19 protein-coding genes are annotated in these 26,684 nt (G+C 73.8%); 14 read left to right on the forward strand and 5 right to left on the reverse strand.

Going from position 1 to position 26,684, the window contains the following annotated elements; all coding sequences use genetic code 11:
• Window positions 1-21: 21 nt before the first annotated feature.
• Window positions 22-2,022, reverse strand: a complete 2,001-nt coding sequence (locus AC0B61_RS30340; protein ID WP_471744607.1) for a glycoside hydrolase family 15 protein — start codon at window positions 2,020-2,022, stop codon at window positions 22-24.
• 722 nt (window positions 2,023-2,744) lie between these two features.
• On the opposite strand from AC0B61_RS30340, the gene AC0B61_RS30345 reads away from it, so the two are divergent.
• From AC0B61_RS30345 to AC0B61_RS30390, 10 genes are all read left to right on the forward strand, one after another.
• On the forward strand, window positions 2,745-4,424 hold the full coding sequence (locus AC0B61_RS30345) for a CTP synthase (RefSeq protein ID WP_471744609.1): 1,680 nt from the start codon (window positions 2,745-2,747) through the stop codon (window positions 4,422-4,424).
• Window positions 4,425-4,530: 106 nt separating this feature from the next.
• Complete coding sequence (locus AC0B61_RS30350) at window positions 4,531-5,178, forward strand: NUDIX domain-containing protein (protein WP_471744611.1); 648 nt, start codon at window positions 4,531-4,533, stop codon at window positions 5,176-5,178.
• 248 nt (window positions 5,179-5,426) lie between these two features.
• A complete protein-coding gene (locus AC0B61_RS30355) occupies window positions 5,427-7,613 on the forward strand; it encodes a tetratricopeptide repeat protein (RefSeq protein WP_471744613.1) in 2,187 nt (728 codons plus the stop codon).
• Window positions 7,614-7,875: 262 nt separating this feature from the next.
• Window positions 7,876-8,991 carry an alanine dehydrogenase gene (ald, locus tag AC0B61_RS30360; RefSeq protein WP_471744615.1) on the forward strand — a complete coding sequence of 372 codons (1,116 nt, stop codon included), beginning with the start codon at window positions 7,876-7,878 and terminating at the stop codon, window positions 8,989-8,991.
• A 425-nt stretch (window positions 8,992-9,416) separates the two neighbouring features.
• Window positions 9,417-10,484 (forward strand): ParA family protein, encoded by a 1,068-nt coding sequence (locus tag AC0B61_RS30365; RefSeq protein WP_471744685.1) that lies wholly within the window; start codon window positions 9,417-9,419, stop codon window positions 10,482-10,484.
• Window positions 10,481-11,089, forward strand: a complete 609-nt coding sequence (locus tag AC0B61_RS30370; protein ID WP_471744616.1) for a hypothetical protein — start codon at window positions 10,481-10,483, stop codon at window positions 11,087-11,089. The genes AC0B61_RS30365 and AC0B61_RS30370 overlap by 4 nt, the downstream gene beginning before the upstream one ends.
• Window positions 11,090-11,587: 498 nt before the next feature.
• The gene (locus AC0B61_RS30375; protein WP_471744618.1) at window positions 11,588-12,466 is read left to right on the forward strand and encodes a segregation and condensation protein A; all 879 of its coding nucleotides are present in this window, start codon (window positions 11,588-11,590) and stop codon (window positions 12,464-12,466) included.
• A complete protein-coding gene (scpB, locus tag AC0B61_RS30380; RefSeq protein WP_471744620.1) occupies window positions 12,463-13,317 on the forward strand; it encodes an SMC-Scp complex subunit ScpB in 855 nt (284 codons plus the stop codon). Before AC0B61_RS30375 ends, scpB begins: the two co-directional genes overlap by 4 nt.
• Window positions 13,318-13,379: 62 nt before the next feature.
• On the forward strand, window positions 13,380-14,795 hold the full coding sequence (locus AC0B61_RS30385) for a pseudouridine synthase (protein ID WP_471744621.1): 1,416 nt from the start codon (window positions 13,380-13,382) through the stop codon (window positions 14,793-14,795).
• 292 nt (window positions 14,796-15,087) lie between these two features.
• Window positions 15,088-16,095, forward strand: coding sequence for a helix-turn-helix domain-containing protein (locus AC0B61_RS30390; protein ID WP_471744623.1), 1,008 nt, complete (start codon window positions 15,088-15,090; stop codon window positions 16,093-16,095).
• A 73-nt stretch (window positions 16,096-16,168) separates the two neighbouring features.
• Here the strand turns inward: AC0B61_RS30390 and AC0B61_RS30395 are convergent, their stop codons facing one another.
• From AC0B61_RS30395 to AC0B61_RS30405, 3 genes are all read right to left on the reverse strand, one after another.
• Entirely contained in the window at window positions 16,169-16,531 is a 363-nt protein-coding gene (locus tag AC0B61_RS30395; RefSeq protein WP_471744625.1) for a DUF952 domain-containing protein, read from the reverse strand.
• A 76-nt stretch (window positions 16,532-16,607) separates the two neighbouring features.
• A complete protein-coding gene (locus AC0B61_RS30400; RefSeq protein ID WP_471744627.1) occupies window positions 16,608-18,203 on the reverse strand; it encodes a mucoidy inhibitor MuiA family protein in 1,596 nt (531 codons plus the stop codon).
• Between the two features lie 2 nt (window positions 18,204-18,205).
• Window positions 18,206-20,500, reverse strand: a complete 2,295-nt coding sequence (locus AC0B61_RS30405; RefSeq protein ID WP_471744629.1) for a DUF4139 domain-containing protein — start codon at window positions 20,498-20,500, stop codon at window positions 18,206-18,208.
• A 328-nt stretch (window positions 20,501-20,828) separates the two neighbouring features.
• Here AC0B61_RS30405 and AC0B61_RS30410 point away from each other — a divergent pair, with 328 nt between their 5' ends.
• The 4 genes from AC0B61_RS30410 to der all read left to right on the forward strand — a co-directional run bounded on the left by AC0B61_RS30410 (window position 20,829) and on the right by der (window position 25,735).
• Window positions 20,829-21,914 (forward strand): prephenate dehydrogenase, encoded by a 1,086-nt coding sequence (locus tag AC0B61_RS30410; protein WP_471744631.1) that lies wholly within the window; start codon window positions 20,829-20,831, stop codon window positions 21,912-21,914.
• A 108-nt stretch (window positions 21,915-22,022) separates the two neighbouring features.
• Complete coding sequence (locus AC0B61_RS30415; RefSeq protein WP_471744633.1) at window positions 22,023-23,147, forward strand: DUF4419 domain-containing protein; 1,125 nt, start codon at window positions 22,023-22,025, stop codon at window positions 23,145-23,147.
• A 122-nt stretch (window positions 23,148-23,269) separates the two neighbouring features.
• Window positions 23,270-23,983: a (d)CMP kinase gene (gene cmk, locus AC0B61_RS30420; protein WP_471744635.1), complete on the forward strand. Its 714-nt coding sequence runs from the start codon at window positions 23,270-23,272 to the stop codon at window positions 23,981-23,983.
• A 297-nt stretch (window positions 23,984-24,280) separates the two neighbouring features.
• A complete protein-coding gene (der, locus tag AC0B61_RS30425; RefSeq protein ID WP_471744637.1) occupies window positions 24,281-25,735 on the forward strand; it encodes a ribosome biogenesis GTPase Der in 1,455 nt (484 codons plus the stop codon).
• 181 nt (window positions 25,736-25,916) lie between these two features.
• On the opposite strand, the gene AC0B61_RS30430 is transcribed toward der, so the two are convergent.
• Complete coding sequence (locus AC0B61_RS30430) at window positions 25,917-26,555, reverse strand: hypothetical protein (RefSeq protein ID WP_471744639.1); 639 nt, start codon at window positions 26,553-26,555, stop codon at window positions 25,917-25,919.
• Window positions 26,556-26,684 lie beyond the last annotated feature (129 nt).

The raw sequence follows: 26,684 nt of genomic DNA on the forward strand, positions 1-26,684 counted from the left end.
GTTCCGGCGCGCCCGGCGCGATCAGACGGTCGCCTGCTCGACCCGGTCGGCGGCCAGGCCGTCCGGCTGGGCGGACACGTAGGCAGCGCCGCAGGCGGTCAGCCGCAGGGCGGTGTCGATCAGCGGGACGTGGCTGAAGGCCTGCGGGAAGTTGCCGACCTGGCGCTTGAGCCGGGGATCCCACTCCTCGGCGAGCAGGCCCAGGTCGTTGCGCAGCGAGAGCAGCTTGTCGAACAGGTCGCGGGCCTCCTGCACCCGGCCGATCATGGCGAGGTCGTCGGCCAGCCAGAACGAGCAGGCCAGGAACGCGCCCTCGTGGCCGGACAGGCCGTCGACGTTGTTCCCGGACTCGTCGTGGGTCGGGTAGCGCAGGACGAAGCCGTCCTCGGTGGACAGTTCGCGCTGGATCGCCTCGATGGTGCCGATCACCCGCTTGTCGTCCGGCGGCAGGAAGCCGACCTGGGGGATGAGCAGCAGCGACGCGTCCAGCTCGCGGCCGCCGTAGTACTGGGTGAAGGTGTTGCGCTCCGGGTCGTAGCCCTTGTCGCAGACGTCCCGGTGGATGGTGTCGCGCAGGTCGCGCCAGCGCTCCAGGTGGCCGTCGGCGGGCGCGTCCTCCGGGGTCTGCTCCAGCAGCTTGATGGTGCGGTCGACGGCGACCCAGGCCATCACCTTGGAGTGGACGAAGTGCCGGCGCGGGCCGCGGACCTCCCAGATGCCCTCGTCCGGCTCCTGCCAGTGCTCCTCCAGGTACTCGATCAGGCGCAGCTGCAGGTGGTGGGCGTGGTCGTTGCGGACCAGGCCGGTCATGTGGGCCAGGTGCAGGGCCTCGACGACCTCGCCGTAGACGTCGAGCTGGAGCTGGCCGGCGGCGCCGTTGCCGATCCGGACGGGCTGGGAGCCCTCGTAGCCGGGCAGCCAGTCCAGCGAGGACTCGGTGAGTTCGCGCTCGCCCGCGATGCCGTACATGATCTGCAGGTTCTCCGGGTCGCCGGCGACGGCGCGAAGCAGCCACTCGCGCCAGGCCTTGGCCTCGTCGCGGTAGCCGGTGCGCAGCAGGGAGGAGAGCGTGATCGCGGCGTCGCGCAGCCAGGTGTAGCGGTAGTCCCAGTTGCGCTCGCCGCCGATGTCCTCGGGCAGCGAGGTGGTGGGGGCGGCGACGATGCCGCCGGTGGGGGCGTAGGTGAGGCCCTTGAGGGTGATCAGGGAGCGGACCACGGCCTCGCGGTAGGGCCCCTGGTAGGTGCACTGGTCGGCCCACTCGTGCCAGAAGTCGGCGGTGGCGTCCAGCATCTCCTCGGCGTCCGGGGCGGTGGGCGGGTCCAGGTGGGAGGCCTGCCAGGTGAGGGCGAAGGCGATCCGTTCGCCGGCGGCCACGGTGAAGTCGGCGTAGGTGGTGAGGTTGCGGCCGTAGGTGTCGGCCTGGCCGTCCAGCCAGACCGAGTCGGGCCCGGCGACGGCGACGGTGCGGTGGCCGCCGTCGGCCTGCTCGACGCGGTGCACCCAGGGAACGATGCGGCCGTACGAGAAGCGCATCCGCACCGCCGAGCGCATCCGGACGGTGCCGGTCACGCCCTCGACGATCCGGATCACCTGGGGGACGGCGTCCTTGCCGGCCAGCGGGCGCGGCGGCATGAAGTCGATCACCCGCACGGTGCCGCCCTGGCTGTCCCACTCCTGCTCCAGGATCAGCGAGTCGCCCCGGTAGCGGCGGCGGTCGGCGGGCACGGCGGGGGCGGCGGCGGTGGGCGGGGGCACGCGCAGTTCGTCGGTGTCGGTGAGGCGGGCCCGGCTCACGGCGGTGAGGGCCGTGGCGGCGGCGGGGGCGGGGACCTCGGCCAGGACGGCTTCGGCCGGGCCGATCCGCCAGAAGCCGTGTTCATCGGTGCCGAGCAGGCCGGCGAACACGGCCGGCGAGTCGAAGCGGGGGAGGCAGAGCCAGTCCACCGCCCCGTCCCTGCTGACCAGGGCAGCGGTCTGCATGTCCCCGATGAGTGCGTAGTCCTCGATACGGCCGGCCACGTGGATCTCCAGTTCGCAATGTGGTCAGGGCATCGGCGAGCGGAGGGAGCGAGCGGAGACTGCGGGGCCGGAGGTCCACCCCGGGACGTCCGGCCTGCCGGGGGGTGGTGGCAGGCCTTGCTGGAGTGTCCGCGCGGGGCTCGTCGAGCCCCAGGAGTGGGTGGGGAGGAACTGCAATACGGGGAGGTCCGGTCGCGCATCGGGGACCGGGAGCGTCCTGACCCTCCCACGCCCTCCGCGTGCTCGTGCTGTCGGCGATGCGTCCGAGCAGCTTACGACGGACGAAAGGGGCGAAGCACGCGGGCGCAGCCCGGTGTGGCGCCGCAATTCGGCGGAAATGCCGTGCATCGCGGGGGCGTGGCGAAGGATGGTCCGGAAGGATCACTTCCGGGTGGCCTGTCCGGAGGGGTCGGCATGGCCCGGCCGGACACCCCGTCCTGGCCCGGTCCGACCGGTGGTGCGACCGGTGTGACGCATGCGGCCGATGATGCGCCGGTGGTGCGCCCGGCGTGCGCCCCCAGTACGTCGCGCGCGGCCCGAACGGCGTCCCGGTCAGGTCACTGTTACCCTGGTATCCCGTGGACCGGCGGGATCAAACGCCCCGGACCAGCCGAACCGACGACCCTTCGAGCGCCGAGCACCGAGCCGGCCTCCCGTCGCCCGGCGAGCCGAGAGCTTCCCGCCCACGTCACCTTCGACACGCGACCCACGGGAGCCCCCTCTTGGCACAGCCCCATTCCGGCAAGGCAGCGAACAGCCGCGCCGTGACGACCAAGCACCTCTTCGTCACCGGGGGTGTCGCCTCGTCCCTCGGCAAGGGGCTCACCGCCTCCAGCCTCGGCGCCCTGCTCAAGGCCCGCGGCCTGCGCGTGACGATGCAGAAGCTCGACCCGTACCTCAATGTGGACCCGGGCACCATGAACCCGTTCCAGCACGGTGAGGTGTTCGTCACCGACGACGGCGCCGAGACCGACCTGGACATCGGCCACTACGAGCGGTTCCTCGACACCAACCTGCACGGCTCGGCGAACGTCACCACCGGCCAGGTGTACTCGACCGTCATCGCCAAGGAGCGCCGCGGCGAGTACCTGGGGGACACCGTCCAGGTCATCCCCCACATCACCAACGAGATCAAGTCCCGGATCCGCCGGATGGCGACCGAGGACGTCGACGTGGTGATCACCGAGGTCGGCGGGACCGTCGGCGACATCGAGTCGCTGCCGTTCCTGGAGGCCGTCCGCCAGGTCCGCCACGAGGTCGGCCGGGACAACGTGTTCTTCGTGCACGTCTCCCTGCTGCCGTACATCGGCCCCTCCGGCGAGCTGAAGACCAAGCCCACCCAGCACTCCGTCGCCGCGCTGCGCAACATCGGCATCCAGCCGGACGCGATCGTGCTGCGCGCCGACCGCGAGGTCCCGCAGGCGATCAAGCGCAAGATCTCGCTGATGTGCGACGTGGACGAGGAGGCCGTGGTCGCGGCCATCGACGCCAAGTCGATCTACGACATCCCGAAGGTGCTGCACGGCGAGGGCCTGGACGCCTACGTGGTGCGCCGCCTGGACCTGCCGTTCCGCGACGTGGACTGGACCACCTGGGACGACCTGCTGCGCCGCGTCCACGAGCCGCAGCACATCGTCAAGGTCGCCCTCGTCGGCAAGTACATCGACCTCCCGGACGCCTACCTGTCGGTGACCGAGGCGCTGCGCGCCGGCGGCTTCGCCAACAACGCCCGGGTCGAGATCAAGTGGGTCACCTCGGACGACTGCGAGACGCCCGAGGGCGCCCGGGAGCAGCTCGGCGACGTGGACGCGATCTGCATCCCCGGCGGCTTCGGCGACCGCGGCGTCAACGGCAAGGTCGGCGCCATCACCTACGCCCGGGAGAACAAGGTGCCGCTGCTGGGCCTGTGCCTGGGCCTGCAGTGCGTGGTCATCGAGGCCGCCCGCAACCTGGCCGGCCTGCCCGAGGCCAACTCCACCGAGTTCGACGCCGCCGCGAAGCACCCGGTCGTCTCCACCATGGCCGAGCAGCTGGCCATCGTCGACGGAAAGGGCGACCTGGGCGGCACCATGCGCCTGGGCCTCTACCCGGCCAAGCTCGCCGAGGGCTCGATCGTCCGCGAGGTCTACGACGGCGAGCAGTACGTCGAGGAGCGCCACCGCCACCGCTACGAGGTCAACAACGCCTACCGCGCGGACCTGGAGAAGACCGGCCTGCAGTTCTCCGGCCTCTCGCCCAAGGGCGACCTCGTCGAGTACGTCGAGTACCCGCGCGAGGTGCACCCCTACCTGGTGGCCACCCAGGCCCACCCGGAGCTGAAGTCCCGCCCCACCCGCCCGCACCCGCTGTTCGCTGGCCTGGTCAAGGCCGCCATCGCCATCAAGACCGCGGCCGCCGAGTAGTTTTCCTCTCTTTGGCCTCGGTCGTTCACCGGACGGCGGTCCCGCGATTCCCGCGGGGCCGCCGTCCGGCGTTAGATTGTGTCGTACTGACGAAAAGGGGAGAGCGATGGACGAGCAGAGCCACCTGGTGATCGCCGACACGGCCGAGGAATGGGAGGTCCGGGCCGGCCGCACACCGTTCCAGGGCAAGGTCACCGGCGTGCGCAGCGAGGAAGTCCGGATGCCCGACGGCAGCTGGGCCCGCCGCGACTACCAGACCCACCCCGGCTCGGTCTCGGTGCTCGCCCTGGACGACCGGCAGCGGGTGCTGGTCCTGCGCCAGTACCGCCACCCGGTGCGCCAGCGGCTCTGGGAACTGCCGGCCGGCCTGCTCGACGTCCCCGGCGAGAACCCGTGGCACGCCGCGCAGCGCGAGCTGTACGAGGAAGCGCACTGCAAGGCCGACACCTGGCGGGTCCTCGTCGACTTCTACACCTCCCCGGGCGGCACCGACGAGGCGCTGAGGATGTTCCTGGCGACCGACCTTTCGGACGCCGAAGGCGACCGCTACGCCGCCGAGGGCGAGGAACAGGAGATCGAGGTCGCCTGGGTGCCGGTGCCCGAACTGATCCGGCACATCCAGGCCGGGCGGCTGCACAACCCGACCCTGGTCACCGGCGCCCTCGCCGTCCACGCCGCGCTCACCGGCCCCCACGGCCTCGACGCGCTGCGCCCGGCGGACTCGCCCTGGCCGGCCCGGCCCTTCGAGGCCTGAGCGGCCGTCCCGGTCGGTTCGCCCGGGTGATTCGCCGCTTCGAGGGGCCCGTGGCCGTCCCCGGTTGATTCGCTCGGGTGATTCGCCGGTTCGTACGACCGGATGTCACCTCGGCTGAGCCGGACGGTCGAACTACGCTTCGCAGACAGGGCGCCCCTCCCGGGCCGCCCCCGCTGAGCACCGGACGGGTCGAGTCCGGATGCCGAGCGTCGGATGCCGAACGCGGGATGACATCGGGAGTGGCACGGGTGGCGAGGAAGACGGCGACGATGGATCCCGGCCCCGACGCGCCCGCCGGGGCCGCCCCGGGCCTCGAACGGCTCCCGGCCGGGCCCTCGCTCTTCGTCGGACGGCGCGCCGAACTCGCCGCGCTCCGGGCGGCCGCCGCCCGCCCGGCGAACGGCCGCTGCCCGGTCCTGGTGCTGGCCGGGCGCCCCGGCTCCGGGCGGACCGCGCTGGCCGCGCGCTTCGCCCGCACCGTCGCCGGCGACTACCCGGACGGCGTGCTGTTCGCCCGGCTCTCCGCCCCGGACGGCAGCCGGGTGCCGCCCGCGCGGGCCGCCCGGCTGCTGCTGGAGCAGATCGACCCGGAATCGGCCGTGCCCCTGCCCGGGATGGTCGAGGACGGGCGGGACGAGCCGGGCTGCGTCGCGCTGCGCGAGGCGCTGACCGGGCTGCGGGCCCTGCTCGTCCTCGACGACGTGCGGGACGCCGGGCAGGTGTGGCCACTGCTCGCCGACGAACCCGGCTGCCTGGTGCTCGCCACCACCGCCGGGCCGCTCACCGGGATCGAGGACATCGACCCGGTGATCCTCGGCGGACTCGACCGGACGGCCTCCGGCGAACTCCTCGCCGACCTGGTCGGCGGCACCCGGATCTCCTGCGACCCGGTCGGCGCGGCCGACCTGGCCGAGGCCTGCGCCGCCCGTCCGGCCACGCTGCGGCTGATGGCGGGGTGGCTGCGGGCCAACCCGAAGACCGCGGTGACCGACGCGGCGCGCGAGCTGAACGGGGTGGTGGGGGAGGAGACGGCGTCCGAGGAGGCCTCGAAGAAGGGGCAGGAGAAGGGGACGGGCAAGGGGCGGGAGCGGAGGCCGGAGGCGGGGCGGCAGGCGGGACAGCAGGCGGGAGAGGGTGGGGGGAAGGCGCCTGAGTCGTCGGCCAAGCCGGTGCAGCCGGTCAAGGGTGCGCCCAGGACCGCGTCGAAGGACGCCTTCCGGAAGGAAGGGGAGGAGGCGGCGGCTCCCGGCGTCCAGTCGGCGGGCGATCCGGCGGCCTGGGTGAAGCCCGGCCCGGCGCCCGCCGAGCCGGTGCCCGTCCCCGACAACGACCCGCTGCTCGGCGCGTTCACCCTGCTGTACCGCGGACTACCGGCCGCCCAGGCGCGGATGCTGCGCACCCTCACCCTGGCCCCGGCGCAGACCGCCGACCCGCGGACCGCGTCCGCCCTGGTCGGCTGCCCGGTGCCGGACGCGGCCGCGACGCTGGCCGCGCTCGCCGAGCGGCAGCTGCTGGGCGAGGAGGCGCCGGCCGCCGACGGCACGCCGCGCTACCGGGTGCCCGGGCGGCTCTACCCCCGGCTGGTCCGGCTGCGCGAGCAGGAGGACCGGCCGGCCGAGACCGAGCTCGCCCGCGCCCGGCTGCTGGAGCGGCTGGTCCGGCTCACCGAGTCCGCCCGCGCGCTGCTCGACCCGGCGGGTGCCGGCTCCGATTCCGGGCCTGGCTTCGGGCCCGGTTCCGGCGCCGGCTTGGCGGCCGGCCCCGAGGCGCTGCCGGGCGCGCTGCGGCTGCGATCGGCGGCGCACGCCCGGCAGTGGCTGCTGGGCGAGCGGGAGCTGCTGCTCGGCGCGGTGGCCGACGCGATCGGCCAGGGTGACCTCGACGGTTCGGCCGGGCGGCTGGTCACCGCGCTGCTGCGGGCCCTGCCGCTGACCGGCGCCGCCGCCCCCACCGACCTCTACCGGCTGCACGAACTGGTGCTGACCGTCGCCGAGCGCAACGGCAGGCCCCGGCGGGCCTCCGCCGCCCTGCTCAACCTGGGCGACCTGCAGGCCTCGGCCGACCGCTGGGAGCAGGCCGCCGCGCACTACCGGGCCGCCCTGGAGCACGCCCGGACGGCGGACGACGAACCCCTCTGCGCGCGCGCCCTGGAGGGTGCGGCCGGCTGCCACCGGGCGCTCGGCGACGCGGTGCGCGCCGCCGACTGGTACGGCCGGGCGCTCGGCCTGCGGCAGTCGCTCGGGGACCACGCGGCCGAGGCCCGGCTGCTCGCCAGGTTGGCCGAGGCGCACGCCGCGCAGCGCCGCTTCGACGAGGCCGACCGCGAGTACCGGGCGGCTCTCGCGGTGCTGCGCAGGGTCGGCGACGAGCGCGGCCGGGAGGCCGTCGGGGCGGCCCTCGCGGACCTGCGGGAACGCGTCGACGCCGGGTGGTGAGGGGCGGTTCGGAGGTATTGTCGAAGATGCCTGGTTGTGACGTCTTTGGCGGGTAAGTCGCAGGGGAAGCCTACGAACCTGCCAATGTGTGCGGGGAAATTAGTCACTTTGGAAGGCTGACACGCCGACTGGGCTTCATTACACTCGGACTCAGTCGCGCAGCGATCCCCGCCCCGGGCTGCCCCCGGAGGCTTCCCCACGTGCGCGTCGCCCACCGGTCTTCTCCGGTCGGGACCCCCATGGCAAGAGGACGTGTTTAGCCGTGAAGGTCGGCATCCCCCGCGAGGTCAAGAACCACGAGTACCGCGTGGCCATCACGCCCGCCGGCGTGCATGAGCTGGTCCGCAACGGACACGAGGTCTACATCGAGGACAACGCCGGTCTCGGCTCCTCGATCCCCAACGAGGAGTACGTGGCCGCCGGCGCCACCATCCTCCCCACCGCCGACGAGGTGTGGGCCACCGCCGACCTGCTGCTGAAGGTCAAGGAGCCCATCGCCTCCGAGTACCACCGGCTGCGCAAGGGGCAGACCGTCTTCACGTACCTGCACCTGGCGGCCGACCGGGCCGGTACCGACGCGCTGATCGCCTCGGGCACCACCGCCATCGCGTACGAGACCGTGCAGCTGGGCAACGGCGCGCTGCCGCTGCTCGCCCCGATGTCCGAGGTCGCGGGCCGCCTGGCCCCGCAGGTCGGCTCGTACCACCTGATGCGTCCGGCCGGCGGCCGCGGCGTGCTGCCCGGCGGCGTGCCCGGCACCCACCCGGCCAAGGCCGTCGTCATCGGCGGTGGCGTCTCCGGCTGGCACGCGGCCACCATCGCCATCGGCATGGGCTACGACGTGACCCTGCTGGACCGCGACATCAACAAGCTGCGCGAGGCCGACCGCATCTTCGGCACGAAGATCAAGGCCATCATGTCCAACTCCTTCGAGCTGGAGAAGGCCGTCCTGGAGGCCGACCTGGTCGTCGGTGCCGTGCTGATCCCCGGCGCCAAGGCTCCGAAGCTGGTCACCAACGAGCTGGTCTCCCGCATGAAGCCGGGCTCCGTGCTCGTCGACATCGCCATCGACCAGGGTGGCTGCTTCGAGGACTCGCACGCGACCACGCACGACGACCCGACCTTCCAGGTCCACAACTCGGTCTTCTACTGCGTGGCCAACATGCCGGGCGCCGTCCCGAACACCTCCACCTACGCGCTGACCAACGCCACGCTGCCGTACGTCATCGAGCTGGCGAACCGCGGTTGGAAGGAGGCGCTGCGCCGCGACCAGGCGCTCGCCAAGGGCCTGAACGTGCACGAGGGCCAGATCACCTTCCCGGCCGTGGCCGAGGCCTTCGGCCTGGAGTCGGTCTCGCTGGAGAGCGTCCTCGCCTGAAGCCCCTGACCGCTCGGCGGTCGTTCGCCCCCGACCCGATGCCCTCGGGTCGGGGGCTTCGCCATGCCCGTGAACGGCGGGTGGACCGGGCGGGTCGCTCTGTCGTCAATTCCCGTCGGTCGTGTCACCCGCCCGCGGAAACGTCGGGGTCAGTGACCCACTCATCCCTTGACAGCAGCCCGCCCGATAGTCGACACATCGGGCCCACTACCGTGGATTGTGTTGCTGCGAACGCCTTGAACGGCCTAGAGTCGCAAACCGTCGGCATGCCGCCACGCTGACGAATCGACATAGAGTCCTGGATGCCCAAGGAGGTAAGACGACTTGTGAATGAGTCGACAATTGCTCCCGGGGGTGGTCAGCCAGGACTGGCGCAGTACACCGCCGGCCAGCCGAGTGAGGAGCCCGCGGCCCGGCAGCCCTCCGTGGGCTCGGCCGAGGTCGGCTCGGTCGCACTCCGTACTTTCGAAGCACGCCAGACCACAGCACAGGTGACCACGGTGACCGATAACGACGCCGACTTGGCGGCCTACGGCCTGGCCTACGGCGAGTTCGCCTACGGCGCCTACGACGACCCGGACGCCGAGTACGAGCCGGACCCGGAGTACGCAGCCACCCTGGCCCCCGACGCCGCCCGCCAGCGCCGCGAGCGAGTCGGTCCCACCGGCCGCCCGCTGCCCTACTTCCCGATCCCCGCGCCCGTCGCCGAGCACGGCCCGGCCCAGATCATCGCCATGTGCAACCAGAAGGGCGGCGTCGGCAAGACCACGTCGACCATCAACCTGGGCGCGGCGCTGGCCGAGTACGGCCGCCGGGTGCTGCTCGTCGACTTCGACCCGCAGGGCGCGCTCTCGGTCGGCCTCGGCGTCAACCCGATGGAGCTCGACGTCACCGTCTACAACCTGCTCATGGAGCGGGGCCTGACGGCCGATGAGGTGCTGCTCAAGACGGCCGTGCCGGGCATGGACCTGCTGCCGTCCAACATCGACCTCTCCGCCGCCGAGGTGCAGCTGGTCAGCGAGGTGGCCCGGGAGTCCGCGCTGGCGCGCGCCCTGAAGCCGCTGCTGCCCGACTACGACTACGTCATCATCGACTGCCAGCCCTCGCTGGGCCTGCTGACGGTCAATGCGCTGACGGCCGCCCACAGCGTCATCGTTCCGCTGGAGTGCGAGTTCTTCGCACTGCGCGGTGTCGCGCTGCTGACCGAGACCATCGAGAAGGTGTGCGAGCGGCTCAACCCCGAACTGCGCCTGGACGGCATCCTCGCGACCATGTACGACTCGCGCACCGTGCACAGCCGTGAGGTGCTGGCGCGGGTCGTCGAGGCGTTCGGCGAGCACGTCTTCCACACCGTCATCGGGCGGACCGTGCGCTTCCCGGAGACCACCGTCGCCGGCGAACCCATCACCACGTACGCCACCAACTCGGTCGGTGCCGCCGCCTACCGCCAGCTCGCCAGGGAGGTGCTCGACCGGTGCCGCCCCGCCGAGTGAGTCTCCCGGGTGCCGACGAGCTGTTCCGGACCACCGGCGGGATGGCGCTGTCGCCCTCCCTCGCGCCGCGTCCGGCCGTGGCCGAGGCATCCAGACCGGAGACCGCGCGGACCGTCAACGGCTCGGACGGTGCCGACGGGGCCGAGTCCGCCCAAGGGGCTCAGGGTGTTCAGGGTTCTCAGGGCAGCCAGGGCGGCCAGGGCGGCCACGGGGCCCGGGACGACCGGCAGGCGGTGCCGGAGCAGTCCGCCGCCGTCGTACCGGGGCCCGCGCAGCCGGGTGGCCGAGGCGCCGTCGTCGCGCCGGCGGCTCGAACGTACGCCGGTGCCGCCGAGGAACAGCCCGGTGCCGCCGGGCGCGCCCGGCCGCGCGGCCGGGCACCGCGCCGGCCCAGCGGGCGCGAGCGGCACGACGAGAAGATCACCGTGTACGTGTCCGCCGAGGAGCTCATGGATCTGGAGCACACCCGGCTGGTGCTGCGCGGCGAGCACGGACTGGCCGTGGACCGCGGGCGGATCGTCCGGGAGGCCATCGCGGTCGTCCTGGCGGACCTGGAGCAGCGCGGGGAGGCCTCCATCCTGGTCCGGCGCCTGCGCGGGCGGTAGAGCGGCGCCGTAGGGCGGGCCCCGCAGGGCCGCCGAGGGGGGCGCCGACGGCCTTGGGCCAGGCGCCGGGTGTCACGCCGGGCGTCATGAGGCGCGTTCATGGGTGCGTTCCGGGTGCGGGCGCGGGCTTGCGGTCGAGTGCGGCAGGTCATGAGCGGGGCTCATGGGCAGCTTGGTCTCGGGCTGGGGCGCGTTGATCGGGTACCGGGAGACATGAGGCGCGCTCATGGGGGTGTGATGCCCCGGGTTGCAGGCTGCTGAGGGTCATGAGGTGCGCTCATGAGGCGGGGCACCTCGGGCAAGGGGTCGTGACGGCCGCTGGAGGGCCGTTCCTGGGGTCGCGTGGCCCGTACCGAGGCCCGGGGATGTCGGGGGCGGCTGCGTGAGGTCTCCGGGCCGTTGAGGGGCGTCGGGGGTGTCGGTCCGTGTGTTCGGCGGGCGGCGTGTCGGTGGCGCCCGGGCGGGACGGGGGCCGGGCCCGGGTGAAGATGGACCGTCATGCCGAGCACCGCCGAACCAGCTGCCACCGCCGAGAGTGCGACCGAGAACGTGTCGCGGGGCGGCTTCCGGGTGCGGCTGGACAACTTCGAAGGCCCTTTCGACCTGCTGCTCAGCCTGATCGCCAAGCACCGGATGGACGTCACCGAGGTGGCGCTGGCCACCGTCACGGACGAGTTCATGGCGCACATCCGGGCGATGGGCCCGGACTGGGACCTGGACGCGGCCACCGACTTCCTGGTGGTCGCCGCCACCCTGCTCGACCTCAAGGCCGCCCGGCTGCTGCCCGCCGCGGAGGTCGAGGACCACGAGGACCTGGCCCTGCTGGAAGCCCGTGACCTGCTGTTCGCACGGCTGCTGCAGTACCGGGCGTACAAGCGGGCGGCGGCGCTGTTCGGCGAGCGCTGGGCCGGAGAGCTGCTGCGGCAGCCGCGGACGGTCGGACTGGAGCCCCGGCACGCGGAGCTGCTGCCGGAGGTGGTCATCACCATCGGTCCGCAGCGGCTGGCCGAGCTGGCGGCCAAGGCGATGGAGCCCAAACCGAAGCCGGTCGTGTACGTGGACCACATCCACACCCCGCCGGTCAGTGTGCGCGAGCAGGCCGGGTTGGTGGTCGGGCTGCTCACCGAGCTGGGCGAGGCGTCGTTCCGGCGGCTGGTGGAGGACGCGCCGGACACCCTGGTCGTGGTCGCCCGCTTCCTGGCGCTGCTGGAGCTCTACCGGGAGCGGGTGCTCGCCTTCGAGCAGCCGGAGGCGCTCGGCGAGCTGCGGGTGCGCTGGGTGGGCGAGGAGGGCCGAGACACGGTCGAGGTGACGGACGAGTTCGACCGTCCGGCGGGAGAGCCCGCGGGCGAAGCGGAGGAGGACGAGCGGCGATGAGCGGCGGGAACGAGGCCGGGCGGCCGGTGCGGCGCCCGCTGGGGCTGCCCGGGCAGCCGCGGGCCGAGGAGTGGCTGGAGCCGGCCTTCGCGCTGCTGCCGGACCCGGTGGAGGCGGTGGAGACGGGGGACACGGCGGAGCGGGGAGAGACGCGGGAGCCGGAGGCCCGGGTGGTGCACCAGAAGTCGGCTCCGTCGACTTCCGGCGCCGAGGAGCCGGCCGGCCCCGGGCTGCGCGCCGAGCTGGAGGCGGTCCTGATGGTCGTCGACGAGCCGGTGCCGGAGGAGCGGTTGGCCGGCGTGCTGGAGCGGCCCCGCGCCGAGGTGGCCGCGGCGCTGCGCGAGCTGTCCGCCGAGTACACCGCCCAGGGCCGGGGCTTCGACCTGCGGCTGGTGGCCGGCGGCTGGCGTTTCTACAGCCGCGAGACCTGCTCCGGGGCCGTCGACCGCTTCCTGCTGGACGGCCGGCAGGCCCGCCTCACCCAGGCCGCGCTGGAGACCCTGGCGGTGGTCGCCTACCGGCAGCCGGTGTCCAGATCACGGGTTTCCGCCGTCCGCGGTGTGAACTGTGACGGCGTGATGCGTACCCTGGTACAGCGAGGACTGGTGGAAGAGACCGGATCCGAGCCCGAAACAGGTGCGATCCTGTATCGGACGACGAACTTCTTCCTGGAACGGATGGGGCTCCGCGGCCTGGATGAGCTGCCGGAGCTCGCTCCCTTCCTGCCCGAGGTCGACGACGTGGAAGCGGAGTCCCTGGAGGGCACGATGATCGCGGAGGCGGTCGCCGCCGCTGCCGCGCAGGCCGCGGACGGCAGTGGCGAGGCCGGTCGGGCCGGGCCCGATCGGTAGGGGGCGGTGAGGTCGGCCGAAACGACCGCACATCCCAGACGGAACGACGTACGGACACTTTGATGCGTAGCAGTGGCAACGGCAGGAACAGCAGCGGCGGCGGGAGCAGTCGCGGCGGACAGGGCGGGGGCCGGAGCGGCGGCTCCTACGGCGGCGGCAGCGGCGGTAGCGGTGGCGGCGCCGGTCGCGGCGGCTCGGGCGCGCGCGGGGGTTCGTACGGCGGCGGCTCCTACGGGGGCGGCGGCGGTGGCGGTCGCGGCGGTTCGGGTTCGGGTTCGAGCTCCGGCCCGGGCTCGCGTGGCGGCTTCGGTTCGGGTTCGCGGGGTGGCTCCGGTTCGGGTTCGAGCGGGGGTTCGCGTGGCGGCTTCGGTTCGGGTTCGAGCGCGGGTTCGCGCGGCGGCTCCGGTTCGTTCGGGCGCGACAGCCGCCGTGACGACCGGCGTGACGACCGTCGTGACGACCGTCGTGACGACCGTCGTGATGACCGCCGCTTCCCGGACCGCCCGCTGCGGCCCGAGGAGCGCAGGTACGACCGCCCCGAGTTCGGCGGCGGCCCCAACGCCACCCCCGCCCGCGGCGGCTACTCCGGCCGGCGCCCCAGCCCGGCCCCGCGTCCGCGCCGCGAGGGCCAGGGCGCCCCGGGCGACCCGCGCCGCCAGCCGCAGCGTTCGCGCGAGCTGCAGGCCAAGATCGAGGACGCCGTCCTCGCCCGGCACGACAAGCCGGCCGTCAAGCTGCCCAAGACCTTCGGCGAGCCCGAGGGCGAGCGGCTGCAGAAGGTGCTGGCGCGCGCCGGCATCGGCAGCCGCCGCGCCTGCGAGGAGCTGATCGAGCAGGGCCGGGTCGAGGTCAACGGCAAGCGCGTCACCGAGCAGGGCAAGCGGGTGGACCCGGAGAAGGACGAGATCAAGGTGGACGGCCTGACCGTCGCCACCCAGTCGTTCCTGTTCTTCGCGCTGAACAAGCCGGCCGGCGTGGTCTCCACCATGGAGGACCCGGACGGGCGCCAGTGCCTCGGCGACTACGTGACCAACCGGGAGACCCGGCTGTTCCACGTCGGCCGCCTGGACACCGAGACCGAGGGCATCATCCTGCTCACCAACCACGGTGAGCTGGCCCACCGCCTCACCCACCCGCGCTACGGCGTGACCAAGACCTACCTGGCCGCCATCCAGGGCCCGATCCCGCGCGACCTGGGCAAGCGGCTGGCCCAGGGCGTGGAGCTGGAGGACGGCTTCGCCCGTGCCGACAGCTTCAAGGTGATCTCCAACGTCGGCAAGAACTACCTGGTCGAGGTGACCCTGCACGAGGGTCGCAAGCACATCGTCCGCCGGATGCTGGCCGAGGCCGGCTTCCCGGTCGAGAAGCTGGTCCGCACCCACTTCGGCCCGATCGCCCTGGGCGACCAGAAGTCGGGCTGGCTGCGCCGCCTGACCAACCCCGAGGTCGGCCAGCTGATGCGCGAGGTCGGCCTGTAGGCCGTCCGCTCTCCCGCCTCCTGAGGGGCCCCCGGTCGCCGTGGTGCGGCCGGGGGCCCCTCGTCATGGCGGTGTGGGTCGCGTGGTGAGGGTTGTGCGGTTCGTCTGGTGCGGGTTGTGCGGGTTGTGCGGGTCGTGTGAGCCGGGACGCAGGCGCTGGTCACGGCCTTGTCATCGTCATGATCCGTGGCTGAGGATGGCCACCGGGCCACCACCCCGTCGCGTGGCGGGACTGCGCCAGCACGGGCGCGCCGGTGGGGGCGGATCAGGGCGAACAGGGGGAGAGGGCTTCGTGTCCGATGCACCACTGGGGCGGGCCGGCGGACAGGCCCTCGGCGCACTCGGGATGGCCGAGCCGGACGGGCGGGTCTACGCGGCCCTGGTGGCCAGCCCGCAGTCCACCGCGGAGGAACTGGCCGAGAGCTGCGGACTGACGCTCCAGCAGAGCGTGCGCGCGCTGGACCGGTTGTCGCAGCAGGGCATGGCCACCCGGGCGCCGGTGGACCGGCACCGCTTCCTGCCGGTCGCCCCGGACGTCGCGATCGGCACCCTGATCGGGCACCGGGAGTCCGAACTGCGGCACGCCCGGGCCGAGATGCACCGGCTGATGGACGCCTTCCGGGAGGCCTCGCGCTACACCGACCCGGCGCACTCGGTGGAGGTGCTGACCGGCGGCGAGGCGATCGCCCAACGGCTGGAGCACATCACCGAGACCAGCCAGTACCAGGTGCGCGGCTTCGACCGCCCGCCGTACATCCAGGACCCGGTGGCCCCGATGCCGCAGCAGCGGCACCGGATGCGCGAGGGCGTGAAGTTCCGGACGGTCTACGACCGGGAGGCGGTGGCCTGGCCGGGGCGGCTGGAGCGGAACATCCTGGTCGGCGTCGCGGACGGCGAGGAGGCGCGGGTCCGGCCCACGCTGCCGATGAAGATGATCATCTCTGACGACCGGATGGCGATCATCCCGATCAGCGTCGGCGACAGCGTGCTGGACGCCGCGTACGTGATCCACCCCTCGGCGCTGCTCCAAGCCCTCGACACGCTCTTCGAGGCGGAATGGGAGCGCGCCGTCCAACTACAGGCCGCGATCGGCACCGGGGACGCGTCGCTGGAGCCGGAAGCCGACCACCGCAAGCTGCTGGGCCTGCTGGCGGCCGGGCTCACCGACGAGTCGATCGCCCGCTCGCTCGGCTGGAGCGCCCGGACCACCCAGCGGCGGCTGCAGAGCCTGATGCGCTCGCTGGGCGCCACCACCCGCTTCCAGGCCGGTATGGCGGCCCGGGAGCGGGGGTGGCTATAGGCGGGACGGCTGTCGGCGGGGAAGGTCGTCGGCGGGAAGGGCTGTAGGCGGGTAGGCCGGGAAACCCGGGAGGTCAGCTCCAGGGCGTGAGGGACGCCCAGCGGCCGTCCGGGCCGCGCTCGACCTTCTCCAGGCCGACCACGGCGGAGCGGTTCAGCCGCCCGTAGATGTGCGGGAACAGCACGTCGGGGGTGGCGCCGGGCGGCGGAGCGCCGTGCGGGGCCTCCCACTTGACCATCGGCTCCACCAGCGCCTCCTCGATCAGCAGGACCATCAGGGGGTCGGGGATGTCGGCGTAGAAGGCGTTGGCCACCGCGAGCGCCGTCTGCTCGTCCGCCGAGCAGTGGATGAACCCGTCGGTGAGCAGCGAGGCGGTGGCGTACGGGCGGCCGGGGTCGGCCAGCCAGTCGTCCAGGGGTGCGAGGTGGAGGATCATGTTTCCTTTTCTACCCGTTGTCTCCGGTTTGGTCCCGAGCGGTCGTCACCGGCAGGGGGAGCGGCGTTCGGAACCTTCAGAGGCCGGCCACCTTGGCGGAGGCGGAGACCTCGTACACCAGGGTGAGGGTGCGGCGGGCGCCCGGGCCGAGCGGGACGTCCCAGCGGACGATGCCCTCGGCGTCGAAGGAGTCCGGAGCGGGGGAGCACTCCTCCTTGCGCAGCCGCACCTCGACCGCCGAGACCTCGGAGACCGGCACCCGCTCGCGGACCGTGACCGTCCGCTCGTCGTGCTCCTCCGGGCCGGAGAAGCGCGACAGGTGCAGCCGCACCGTCCGCGTGGTGGTCTGGCGGCCGGTGAGGCCGGCGGTGGCCTGGCGCTCCTCGGTCTCGCGGACCACCCGGTAGCCGTCCGAGCTGCCGAAGGACAGTTCGGCGTCCGCGCCGACGGCGGTGAAGCGCAGCTCGCCGCGGCCGGTGAAGCCGCTGCCGCGGACCAGCTCGACGGGGCCGGCCAGCAGCGGGTGCCCGGCCGCGTTGCGGAACCGGACCACCTGGGAGACCAGCGGGGACAGCTCCGGGGCGCAGGCGTACTCGCTGCCCGCCGGGGCGGTGAAGGCGCCGAGCGGCACCCGGTGCGCCCGGCCGTCGGACGGCACGGTCGCGGGGGCGGGCGCGGGCAGCACCCGGACCTCGCCGCCGTCGTCCACGCCCGGGACCTCGGCGGACGGGCCGACGCTGCTGATCGCCTCCTCGCGCAGCTGCACCTCGACCGTGCGGCGCTCCTCGTCGGTGCGCTCGCGCAGCGTCAGGACGTCCTCGGTGACGGCCGGCGGGTCGGTCGCGAGGGCGGAGCGGGCGGTGGAGAAGGTGAGCCGGACGTTCGCCCAGTCCTCGCCGGTGCGCTGCCAGATCACCGCTTCCGACTCCAGGCGCAGGCTGCCGCCGTCCAGGGTCGCCCGGTAGGACGGGCGCCAGAGCGCGCAGGGCACCAGGTGGGAGACGGTCAGTTCGGCCGGTCCGGACTGAGCCGCCTCGACGGTGAGCTCCAGATGGGCGGTCAGCTCGGCCGGATCCTCCTCGGCCTCGTCCAGGGCGACCAGGACCTGCGAGCGCTCCTGCTCCAAGCGGCGCAGCCGGGAGTGGGTGGCGCGCAGCTCCTCGCCGTAGCGTTCGTGCTCCGCGTCCACCCGGGCCAGCTCGCGGGCCCAGCGGGTCCGTTCGAGCTCGCCGACGCCGGCGCCCTCGCCGATCTCCCGCAGCAGGTCGGCGGAGAGCTGGGCGAGCAGGGCCAGCCGGGCCTCCAGCCGGGCGCGGGTCTGGTCGGCCAGGCGGCTCTCGCCGTCCAGCCGGTGCAGCCGGTGGCGCAGCTCGGAGTCGTCCGGGCCGGGTGGGAGCGGGGCGCGCGGGGCCCAGGTGCGGACCAGCCGGGCATCCAGCACGCGGACGCCGGCGGTGGCGGACTCGGCGCGCAGGGTCCGGTCGACCGCGAGGGCGGTGAGCGGGCCGAAGTGAAGCCGCCGGACGCCCGCGGGGAGTTCGACCGTCGTCGTGCGCTCGACCTGGCCGCGGTCCTCCAGGCAGGTGACGGCGGTGACGGGGAGGGGATGGGGTTCGCCGGCGTCCCGGGTGTTCCTGGTTCCTGCGGGTTCCCAGGTCGTGTCTCCGGTCATGGTCAGTTCCTCCGGTTTCCGCCGACGATGGCCTTTCCGGCCGGGATCTTGATGAGGTAGCCGCCGTCCAGCTCGGTGCGGCCGCCCGGCGGCAGGTCGACCCGCCAGAGCCGGGTGCTGGGCGGGCACTCCGGCGTGGAGACGGTCGGGGCGTGCCAGTCGGCCCGCTCCTCGATCCGGATCTCGGCGTCGGAGGTGACCGGCACGCGCTCTCGGACCTCCACCGTGACGGCGCGGCCGAGCCGGTTGGCCAACTGGACGTGCACCCGGTGGTCGAGCACGGTGCTGTTGCCCTTCAGCATGCCCGTGGCGGACTCGCGCAGCTCGGTGCGGCGCGCCACCTCGATGCTCTCGGCGACGCCGATGCCCAGGCGCCGGGTGCCGCCCGGCGCCAGGGTGGGCAGGGCGGCGGTCAGCAGGAACTCGTCGTCCACGGTGACCTCGACCGGCCCGGCCAGGACGGCGCGGTCGGTGCGGTTGGCGAGCACCAGGGTCGCGTACACCTTCTCCTCGACGGCGGGGACGGTGACGTACTCGGGGACGGCGGAGAGCGGGATCTCGTCCACGGTGACGGCGTGCCAGGTGCCGTCGGACGGGATGTCGGCGGGGGCGGCGGCGTCGAAGCGGTGATCGAAGGAGCCGGCCGACTCGCGCGGCGGGACGGCGTGGCGGGGAAGGGGGAGGCGGCGGATCCGCTCGCCCGGATTGCCGCCCGGCAGCGTCCAGTCCAGTTCCTCGCGTTCGAGGCGCTCGGCGCGCGGGTGCAGGGTCCCCCGTCGGGTGGCGGGCTCGTCGGGGCCGGCCAGGACGAGGTCCGGGTAGTCGAGCAGGGTGGCGTCCGGGGCGAAGCCGGCGGCCGGGGGCGGGACGGGAAGCCCCGCGCGGCTGTCGTGGCGTCGGTAGCGAAGGGCTCGTCGGGCCTCCTCGGGCGGCAGGCCGCCCGGGGCCGGCGGGAACGAGGCGGCGGGGGCGGAGGCCGCGACGGGGGCGGGCGGCGGCGGGCCGCCGTAACCGGCGAAGCCGCCCGGGGCGGGCGGGGGCGCGGGCACCGGGCCCACCGGGCCGTCGACGCTCAGGGTGCCGCCGTTGCGGTTGCCGCCGCCGTATTGGTCGGCGGAGGCGGGCGCGGTGTCCTCGGCTGCCGCGAACAGCTCGGGGCGCGGGCCGGAGGGATGCGGGCCGGACGGGCGGGCGCCGCCGAGGCGGGAGGCCCGGGCCGCGCGCGGGGCGCCGGTCGAGGAGCTGACCGGGGCCGGCGCCGGGCGGCGCGCGGAGGGACTGCCGACGGCCGCCGCCTCGTAGCCGGTGAACAGGTCGGACAGGCCGGCTGGGGGCTCGCGCCAGCCGGAGGGCGGCGGGGCGGGCTGGCTGCGGCCGATCCGCAGCGAGGCGAGCTTGGGCAGGTCGGTGCGGCGGTCGAGGTCGGCGGTGGAGAGGGCGAGGCGCACGCCCGTCCAGTCCTCGCCGGTCCGCTGGGCGACACTGGCGCGCAGGACGAGGTGGCCGGTGTCGGAGCCGCTGCGGTAGGAGAGACGGTAGGCGGGCACCCAGCGGGCGGCGGGGACGCCGTACTCCAGCTCCAGCTCCAGGTCGGGTTGCGGGGCGGGGTCGGGTTGCGGGGCGGGGTCGGGGGCGGTGATATCGGCGGGGGTGGGGTTGCCGGTGGCGAGGGTGAGCAGGACGGTGGCGGTGGTCGCGACCGGCTCGGCCCGGTCGGCGGTGGACGCCCGGTCCAGCCGGTCAGCGGCCAAGTCGCGCTCGTGGTCGGCGAGTTCGATCTGCCGATTGACCTCCTCGACGCGCTCCTGGAGGGCGGCCAGCCGCTCGTCGACGAAGTCGGCGAGCTCCAGCCAGGCGTCGGCGGGCGTACGGCGGAACTGCTCGTCGCGACGGCGCTGCGGCGGTACGGCGCGCAGGGCGGCGGTGTCGGCGATCGCGGCGAGGAGCAGTCGGCGGCGCTCGGTCAGCACGCTGAGGTGCTCGGTGGCCTCGTCCAACGCTCTCTGCAGGTCGGGGAGTTCGCCCGGATCGCGGAGCTCGGCCTGCCGCTCAAGCCGGGCTTCGGTGACCACGGTGCCGGCCGGTCCGGCCAGTACCCGGGCGCGCAGTGAGCGGCCGTCCAGGGCGGCGGGCAGGCCGGTCAGCCGCAGCCGCCCGTCCGGCGGCACCGGGACGGTGGCCCGACGGCGGCACACCGCGCCCTCGGCGTACACCACGACGGAGTCCAGCACCGACGGGTGGCCCGGTACGGCCGACGGATTCGTCTGCCCGGTCCGGCTGCTGTGCTGATCGTCCATGCGCAACCCCTTCGTTCGCCTGTTGCCTGCCGTGTGCCGCGTACTGCTTGCGGTGTCACGCGGTTCGGCCGCTTGCCCGTTCGTCCGCTTGCGTGCTCGCGCGCTGGTCCGCGCCTGCCCCCGGGCCGCCAGTCTGCCCGGGTTCGGTGCGGGCGTCGTCGGATTTGCCGGGTGCGGCGTGTGCACCGTGTGGGACGGGGCGGGAGCCGTCGCGGTTGCCGGGCGGTAAGTGGGGACTTCGGCGCAGCCGATGAGGGAGGATGGGGCGCGGGTGCTCCCGGACGGTTCCGGCACCTGTCGAGAATCGTGATGAGGAGAGCGACCCGCCATGCGCACTGCCGTCGTCGTCGGCACCGGACTGATCGGCACCTCCGCCGCGCTCGCGCTGACCGCTCGCGGACTGACCGTCCACCTGGAAGACGCGGACCCGGACGCCGCCCGCACCGCCGAATCGCTGGGCGCGGGCACCACCGAGCCCGTCGACGGCCCGGTGGACCTGGCGATCATCGCCGTCCCGCCCGCGCTGGTCGGCAAGGTGCTCGCGGACTGCCAGCGCCGCAACCTGGCCCACTGGTACACCGACGTCGCCAGCGTGAAGGCCGGCCCCGGCAGCGAGATCGCCGCGCTCGGCTGCGACACCGTCCACTACATCGGCAGCCACCCGATGGCCGGCCGCGAGCGCTCCGGCCCGCTGGCCGCCCGCGCCGACATCTTCGAGGGCCGCCCCTGGGTGCTCACCCCGACCGCGGATACCGACACCGAGACGCTCAACGCCGCGCTGGAACTGGTCGCGCTCTGCGGCGCGATGCCGATCGTGATGGACGCCGCCGAGCACGACCGGGCCGTCGCCCTGGTCTCGCACGCCCCGCAGCTGGTGTCCTCGCTGGTCGCGGCCCGCCTGGAGAACGCCGACGACACCGCCATAAGGCTCTCCGGCCAGGGTGTGCGCGACGTCACCAGGATCGCCGCCTCCAACCCCGGCATGTGGGTCGACATCCTCTCCGCCAACGCCGGCGCGGTCGCCGACGTCCTGGAGGCCGTCGCCTTCGACCTCGGCGAGACCGTCACCGCGCTGCGCGCCCTGGAGGCGGCCGAGGAGGGCGAGCGCCGGGCGGGCGCGGCCGGGATCGAGGCCGTCATGCGGCGCGGCAACACCGGCCAGGCCCGGATCCCCGGCAAGCACGGTGCGCCGCCCACCCGGTACGAGACGGTCGCGGTCGTGCTCGGTGACCAGCCGGGCGAGCTGGGCCGGCTGTTCGGCGAGGTCGGCGACGCCGGGGTCAACATCGAGGACGTCGTCATCGAGCACTCGACCGGGCAGCAGGTCGGGTTCGTCCAGCTGTCGGTGGCGCCGACGGCGGTCAAGCGGCTGGTGAAGGCGCTGCAGGCGAGCGGGTGGCGTGTGCGGGACTGAGGACCCGGGAGGGCGGCGGGCTGGTCGGGGGCGGGTCGGTTACGGGGCGGGGCTGGTTTCGGGCGGGGCGGTGCCGGGACGGGTCGGTGCTGGGGAGGGAGTGGGCGCGTGATCGTCGAGTTGCCGCTGGGGGCGCTGGGGGAGACCGGGCACGGCTTCGCCGGGGAACCGGTCGACCTGGGGAACGAGCGGTTCCTGCGGGCGGTGGCGGGCCGGGACCTCCGGATCCGCCACCGCAGCGTCGAGACCATGTACGAGCGCCCCCGGCCGACCTACCCCCACCCGGAGCTCGCGCCGCCCGAGCCGACCGTCAGCCTGCTGCTCCGGGCGGCCCACGCCGCCTTCGCCGAGCACCTGCCGCTGAGCCTGTCCCCGGACGTGCTCTGGTACGCGGTGGTGCACGAGGTCGCGGCGCACGTACGGATGTACCCGCCGCGGTACCGGGCGCTGTTCGGCGCGGCCCGGGACCGTCGGGCGACGATCGTGGTGCGGGACGACAGCCTGGCGGACCCCGACCCGGACTGGGCGCGTTCGATCCGGCTGGTGCGGCAGCCGCTCACGGAGGCGGTGGGCGCGGAGCTGGTGGAGCTGTTCCGGCCCGCCTTCTCCACCACGACGCCGGACGACGCGTCCTCCGCGCTGGTGGCGCTGATGGACACCGTCAGCGCGTACTACGACTTCCGCTGGGAGACCCGCTGCGGCATCCCTCGGGTCCGGCTGGAGGGCACGGCCGAGGACTGGGCGCGCCTGGCCGCGGGGGTCGGCGCGCTCGCCGAGCGCTTCGACTGGCTGGCGCCGTGGTTCGCCGAGCTGCAGCCGGTGGCGGACGAGATCGCGGCGACAGCGGCCGGCGGCCCGGTGGACGAGGACTTCTGGCGCTCGCTGTTCAAATGGCACTCGATCTCCGGCGGCCCCCGGGTGACCGGCTGGCTCACCGCCTTCTTCGCCCACACCCAGACCCCGGACGGGCCCCGGCTGCGGCGCTCCTTCGCCTGGCGGGAGGCGGCGAGCAACGGGTACCACCGGGAGGCGTTCGAGGTGAACGACTTCCCGTCGCACGTGTCGCGGGTGCCGTTCGTGTGGGAGGTCCTCGGCCGGCAGCTGCCGATGGCCTTCGTGGGCGGGGTGCTCGGGATCGGGTGGGACGGGGAGTACCTGCGGCCGCGGCTGGGGAACGCCGTGGTGGAGGAGGAGACGGCGGGGGCGGAGGGGCGGCGGAGGGTAGCGGGGTAGGGGGCCCGGTGGGCGGCGGAGCGTACGACCTCGGCGGTCCATTAACCTTGAGGGAGACAATCCCCGGCCGTCCGCCTGCGCAGGCTTCGGCTCCATGCGTCAGTCAGAGAGAGGTTCGCCCCGTGGACACTGCCGACCGAGCGCACGCCCCGGTCGTCGTCGCCATCGACGGACCCTCCGGCTCCGGCAAGTCGACCGTCTCGCGGGCGGTCGCCGTCCGGCTGGGCCTGAGCTTCCTGGACACCGGCGCCATGTACCGGGCCATGACCTGGTGGATGCTGGCCAACGAGGTCGACGTGAGCGACCCGGACGCGGTGGCCGTCGCGTGCGGCAAGCCGGTGATCGTGTCGGGCACGGACGCCGACGGCCCCACCATCACGGTGGACGGCCAGGACGTCTCCGGCCCGATCCGCGGCCCCGAGGTGACCGCACAGGTCAGCGCCGTGTCCGCGGTGCCGGCCGTCCGGTCCCGGCTGGTGGAGCTGCAGCGCGGCTGCGCCGAGGTCGCCGAGCGCGGCATCGTCGCCGAGGGCCGGGACATGGGGACGGTGGTGTTCCCCGACGCCACCGTCAAGGTCTTCCTGACCGCCTCCGAGGCGGCCAGGGCCACGCGCCGGGCAGCTGAGCTTCGGGCCAAGGGCGTGGACGAGGCGACCATCACCGCGATGGCCGCCGACCTCGCCCGCCGCGACGCCGCCGACTCCTCCCGGACGACGGCGCCGCTGACCCAGGCCGCGGACGCGGTCCTGGTGGACACCAGCGAGCTCACCCTGGAGCAGGTGATCGACCGGATCGCCGCGCTGGTGGAGGAGCGGGCCGGACTGTCGTCGGTCTGATCCCTTGCCGCTCCCTGACGGCTGTCGGGGGCTGGTGCCGGGACTCGTGTCGGGGACTCTTGGCGCTGCCCGACTTCCGTCGGGGACTGCCGTCGGGTATTGCCGTCGGCCGGGCCTTTGCCGGTCCGACTGCCGTCGGTGTGAACCACCGCTGGTCCGACAACCGTCGGTCCGGCCACTGAGTGAACCGCGGGCCGCCGAGGCGCCGCGGAGACAACCATCGCGCTGCCCCGAGCGGGGCAGGTACGCACGACCCGCCCCTGGGAAGGGCCGGGCCGGGAAACGGAACAGACGAACATGACCGCAGAGCACGCAGCCACCGGCCCCGGTGAGCTCGACGCCTCCGACTACGCCGAGTTCATGGCCCTCGCCGCCGAAGAGGGCTTCGACTTCGACGGCGTCGACGGCTACGACGGCGCCGAGCACGTCCCCCTGCCGGTGCTGGCCGTGGTCGGCCGCCCGAACGTCGGCAAGTCGACCCTGGTGAACCGCATCATCGGCCGCCGCGAGGCCGTCGTCGAGGACAAGCCGGGCGTCACCCGCGACCGGGTCACCTACGAGGCCACCTGGAACGGCCGCCGCTTCAAGGTGGTCGACACCGGCGGCTGGGAGATCGACGTCCTCGGCATCGACGCCATGGTGGCCGCCCAGGCCGAGCTGGGCATCGAGCAGGCCGACGCGGTGCTGTTCGTCGTGGACGCCAAGGTCGGCGCCACCGACACCGACGAAGCCCTGATCAAGATCATCCGCCGGGCGGGCAAGCCGACCGTCCTGTGCGCCAACAAGGTCGACGGCCCGTCCACCGAAGCCGAGGCCGCCTACCTGTGGTCGCTCGGTCTGGGCGAGCCGTACCCCGTCTCCGCCCTGCACGGCCGCGGCTCCGGCGACCTCCTCGACGCCGTCATGGACGCCCTGCCCGAGGCCCCGCCGCAGACCTTCGGCGACGCCGCCCCCGGCGGCCCCCGCCGCATCGCGCTGATCGGCCGGCCGAACGTCGGCAAGTCCAGCCTGCTGAACAAGGTCGCCGGCGAGGAGCGCGTCGTCGTCAACGAGCTGGCCGGCACCACCCGTGACCCGGTCGACGAGCTGATCGAACTCGGCGGCAAGACCTGGAAGTTCGTCGACACCGCCGGTATCCGCCGCCGGGTCCACCTGACCGCCGGAGCCGACTTCTACGCCTCGCTGCGCACCTCCTCCGCGCTGGAGAAGGCCGAGGTCGCGGTCGTCCTGATCGACGCCAGCGAGACCCTCGCCGAGCAGGACACCCGGATCATCTCGATGGCCGTCGAGGCCGGGCGCGCCGTCGTCATCGCCTACAACAAGTGGGACCAGCTGGACGAGGAGCGCCGCTACTACCTGGAGCGCGAGATCGAGCGCGACCTCGTCCAGGTGCAGTGGGCCCCGCGCGTCAACGTCTCGGCCAAGACCGGCCGGCACATGGAGAGGCTCGTCCCGGCGGTCGAGACCGCGCTGGAGGGCTGGGAGACCCGCATCCCGACCGCGCGCCTGAACGCCTTCCTCGGCGAGCTGGTGGCCGCCCACCCGCACCCGATCCGGGGCGGCAAGCAGCCGCGCATCCTGTTCGGCACCCAGGCGGGCATCCGACCGCCGCGCTTCATCCTGTTCGCCTCGGGCTTCCTGGAGGCCGGCTACCGGCGCTTCATCGAGCGCCGGCTGCGTGAGGAGTTCGGGTTCGTGGGGACGCCGATCTCGATCTCGGTGCGGGTCCGCGAGAAGCGCAAGCGGAAGTAGTAGTAGCAGTAGTAGATAGACGTAGCAGGGCGCGGCAGTCGCGCGTCCGTCTGCGGACAGCCGGAGGGCCCCGTCACGGTGGTGGCGGGGCCTTCCGGCGTTTCGCCGTGTCGGTGGGGCGGGGGCTGACTGGTGGGCGCGGCGGCCGGTGGGGCGGGGGTCGGCCGGTGGGTGGCCGTGGTCAGTGGTGGTCGCCGTTGCGGCCCGGGGGGAGGGAGAGCATCTGGCGGTGGCGGCCGCCGGTGGACGGGGCGGTGGCGAGACCGGTGGCCGTGCCCATCACCGGGGACGGGGCGGGCGGCGCGGGCGGCGTTGGTGCGGGTACGGCCATCGGATGCGGGACCTGCCCGAGGTAACCGGTCGCGACCCACCCCTGGCCGTTGGTGAACTGAGCTGCGGAGCTCGCGTGTTGGGCGGGCGTCGGGTGCGGGACGGGGGCCGGGGCGGGGTGGCCCGCACCGTCGTGGGGTCCGTGGTGATGGCTGCCGGTGTGGCCGGTGTGGCTGTGGCTCATGTGTCCGGTGTGCCCGCTGTGATGGCCGGGGGATGAGCCCGCGCCGTGGGGCTGGGGAGCCAGGAACTGGGGGAGGCCCGGCGCCTGGCCCGCGAGCGTGTGGAAGGCCTGGTGCTGGGGCGGGTACGGGCGCTGCTCACCGAGCCGCGGGTAGCCGTCGCGGACCGCGAACCCGGTGAAGACCAGGTCCTCCTCGCCCGAGCGGTCGCCGGGCAGGGCGCGGAAGAGACGCCGGTACTCGGAGTACAGCTCGTCGTAGATCGGCGTGGCGGAGTGCGGGTGCTCGGCGTCGTACGACGGTCGCATGCCCGGGATCGAGCGGGGGGCGGTGGCGGACCGGCCGGGGGACGCGGAGACGTCGTAGCTGTACACGTAGGGGCCAACGAGCGAGAGGGGCGGGGGATGCGGGGGCGGGCGGCCCGTGCGGGGTGTTCA

This window comes from Kitasatospora sp. NPDC023385, from assembly GCF_055664045.1.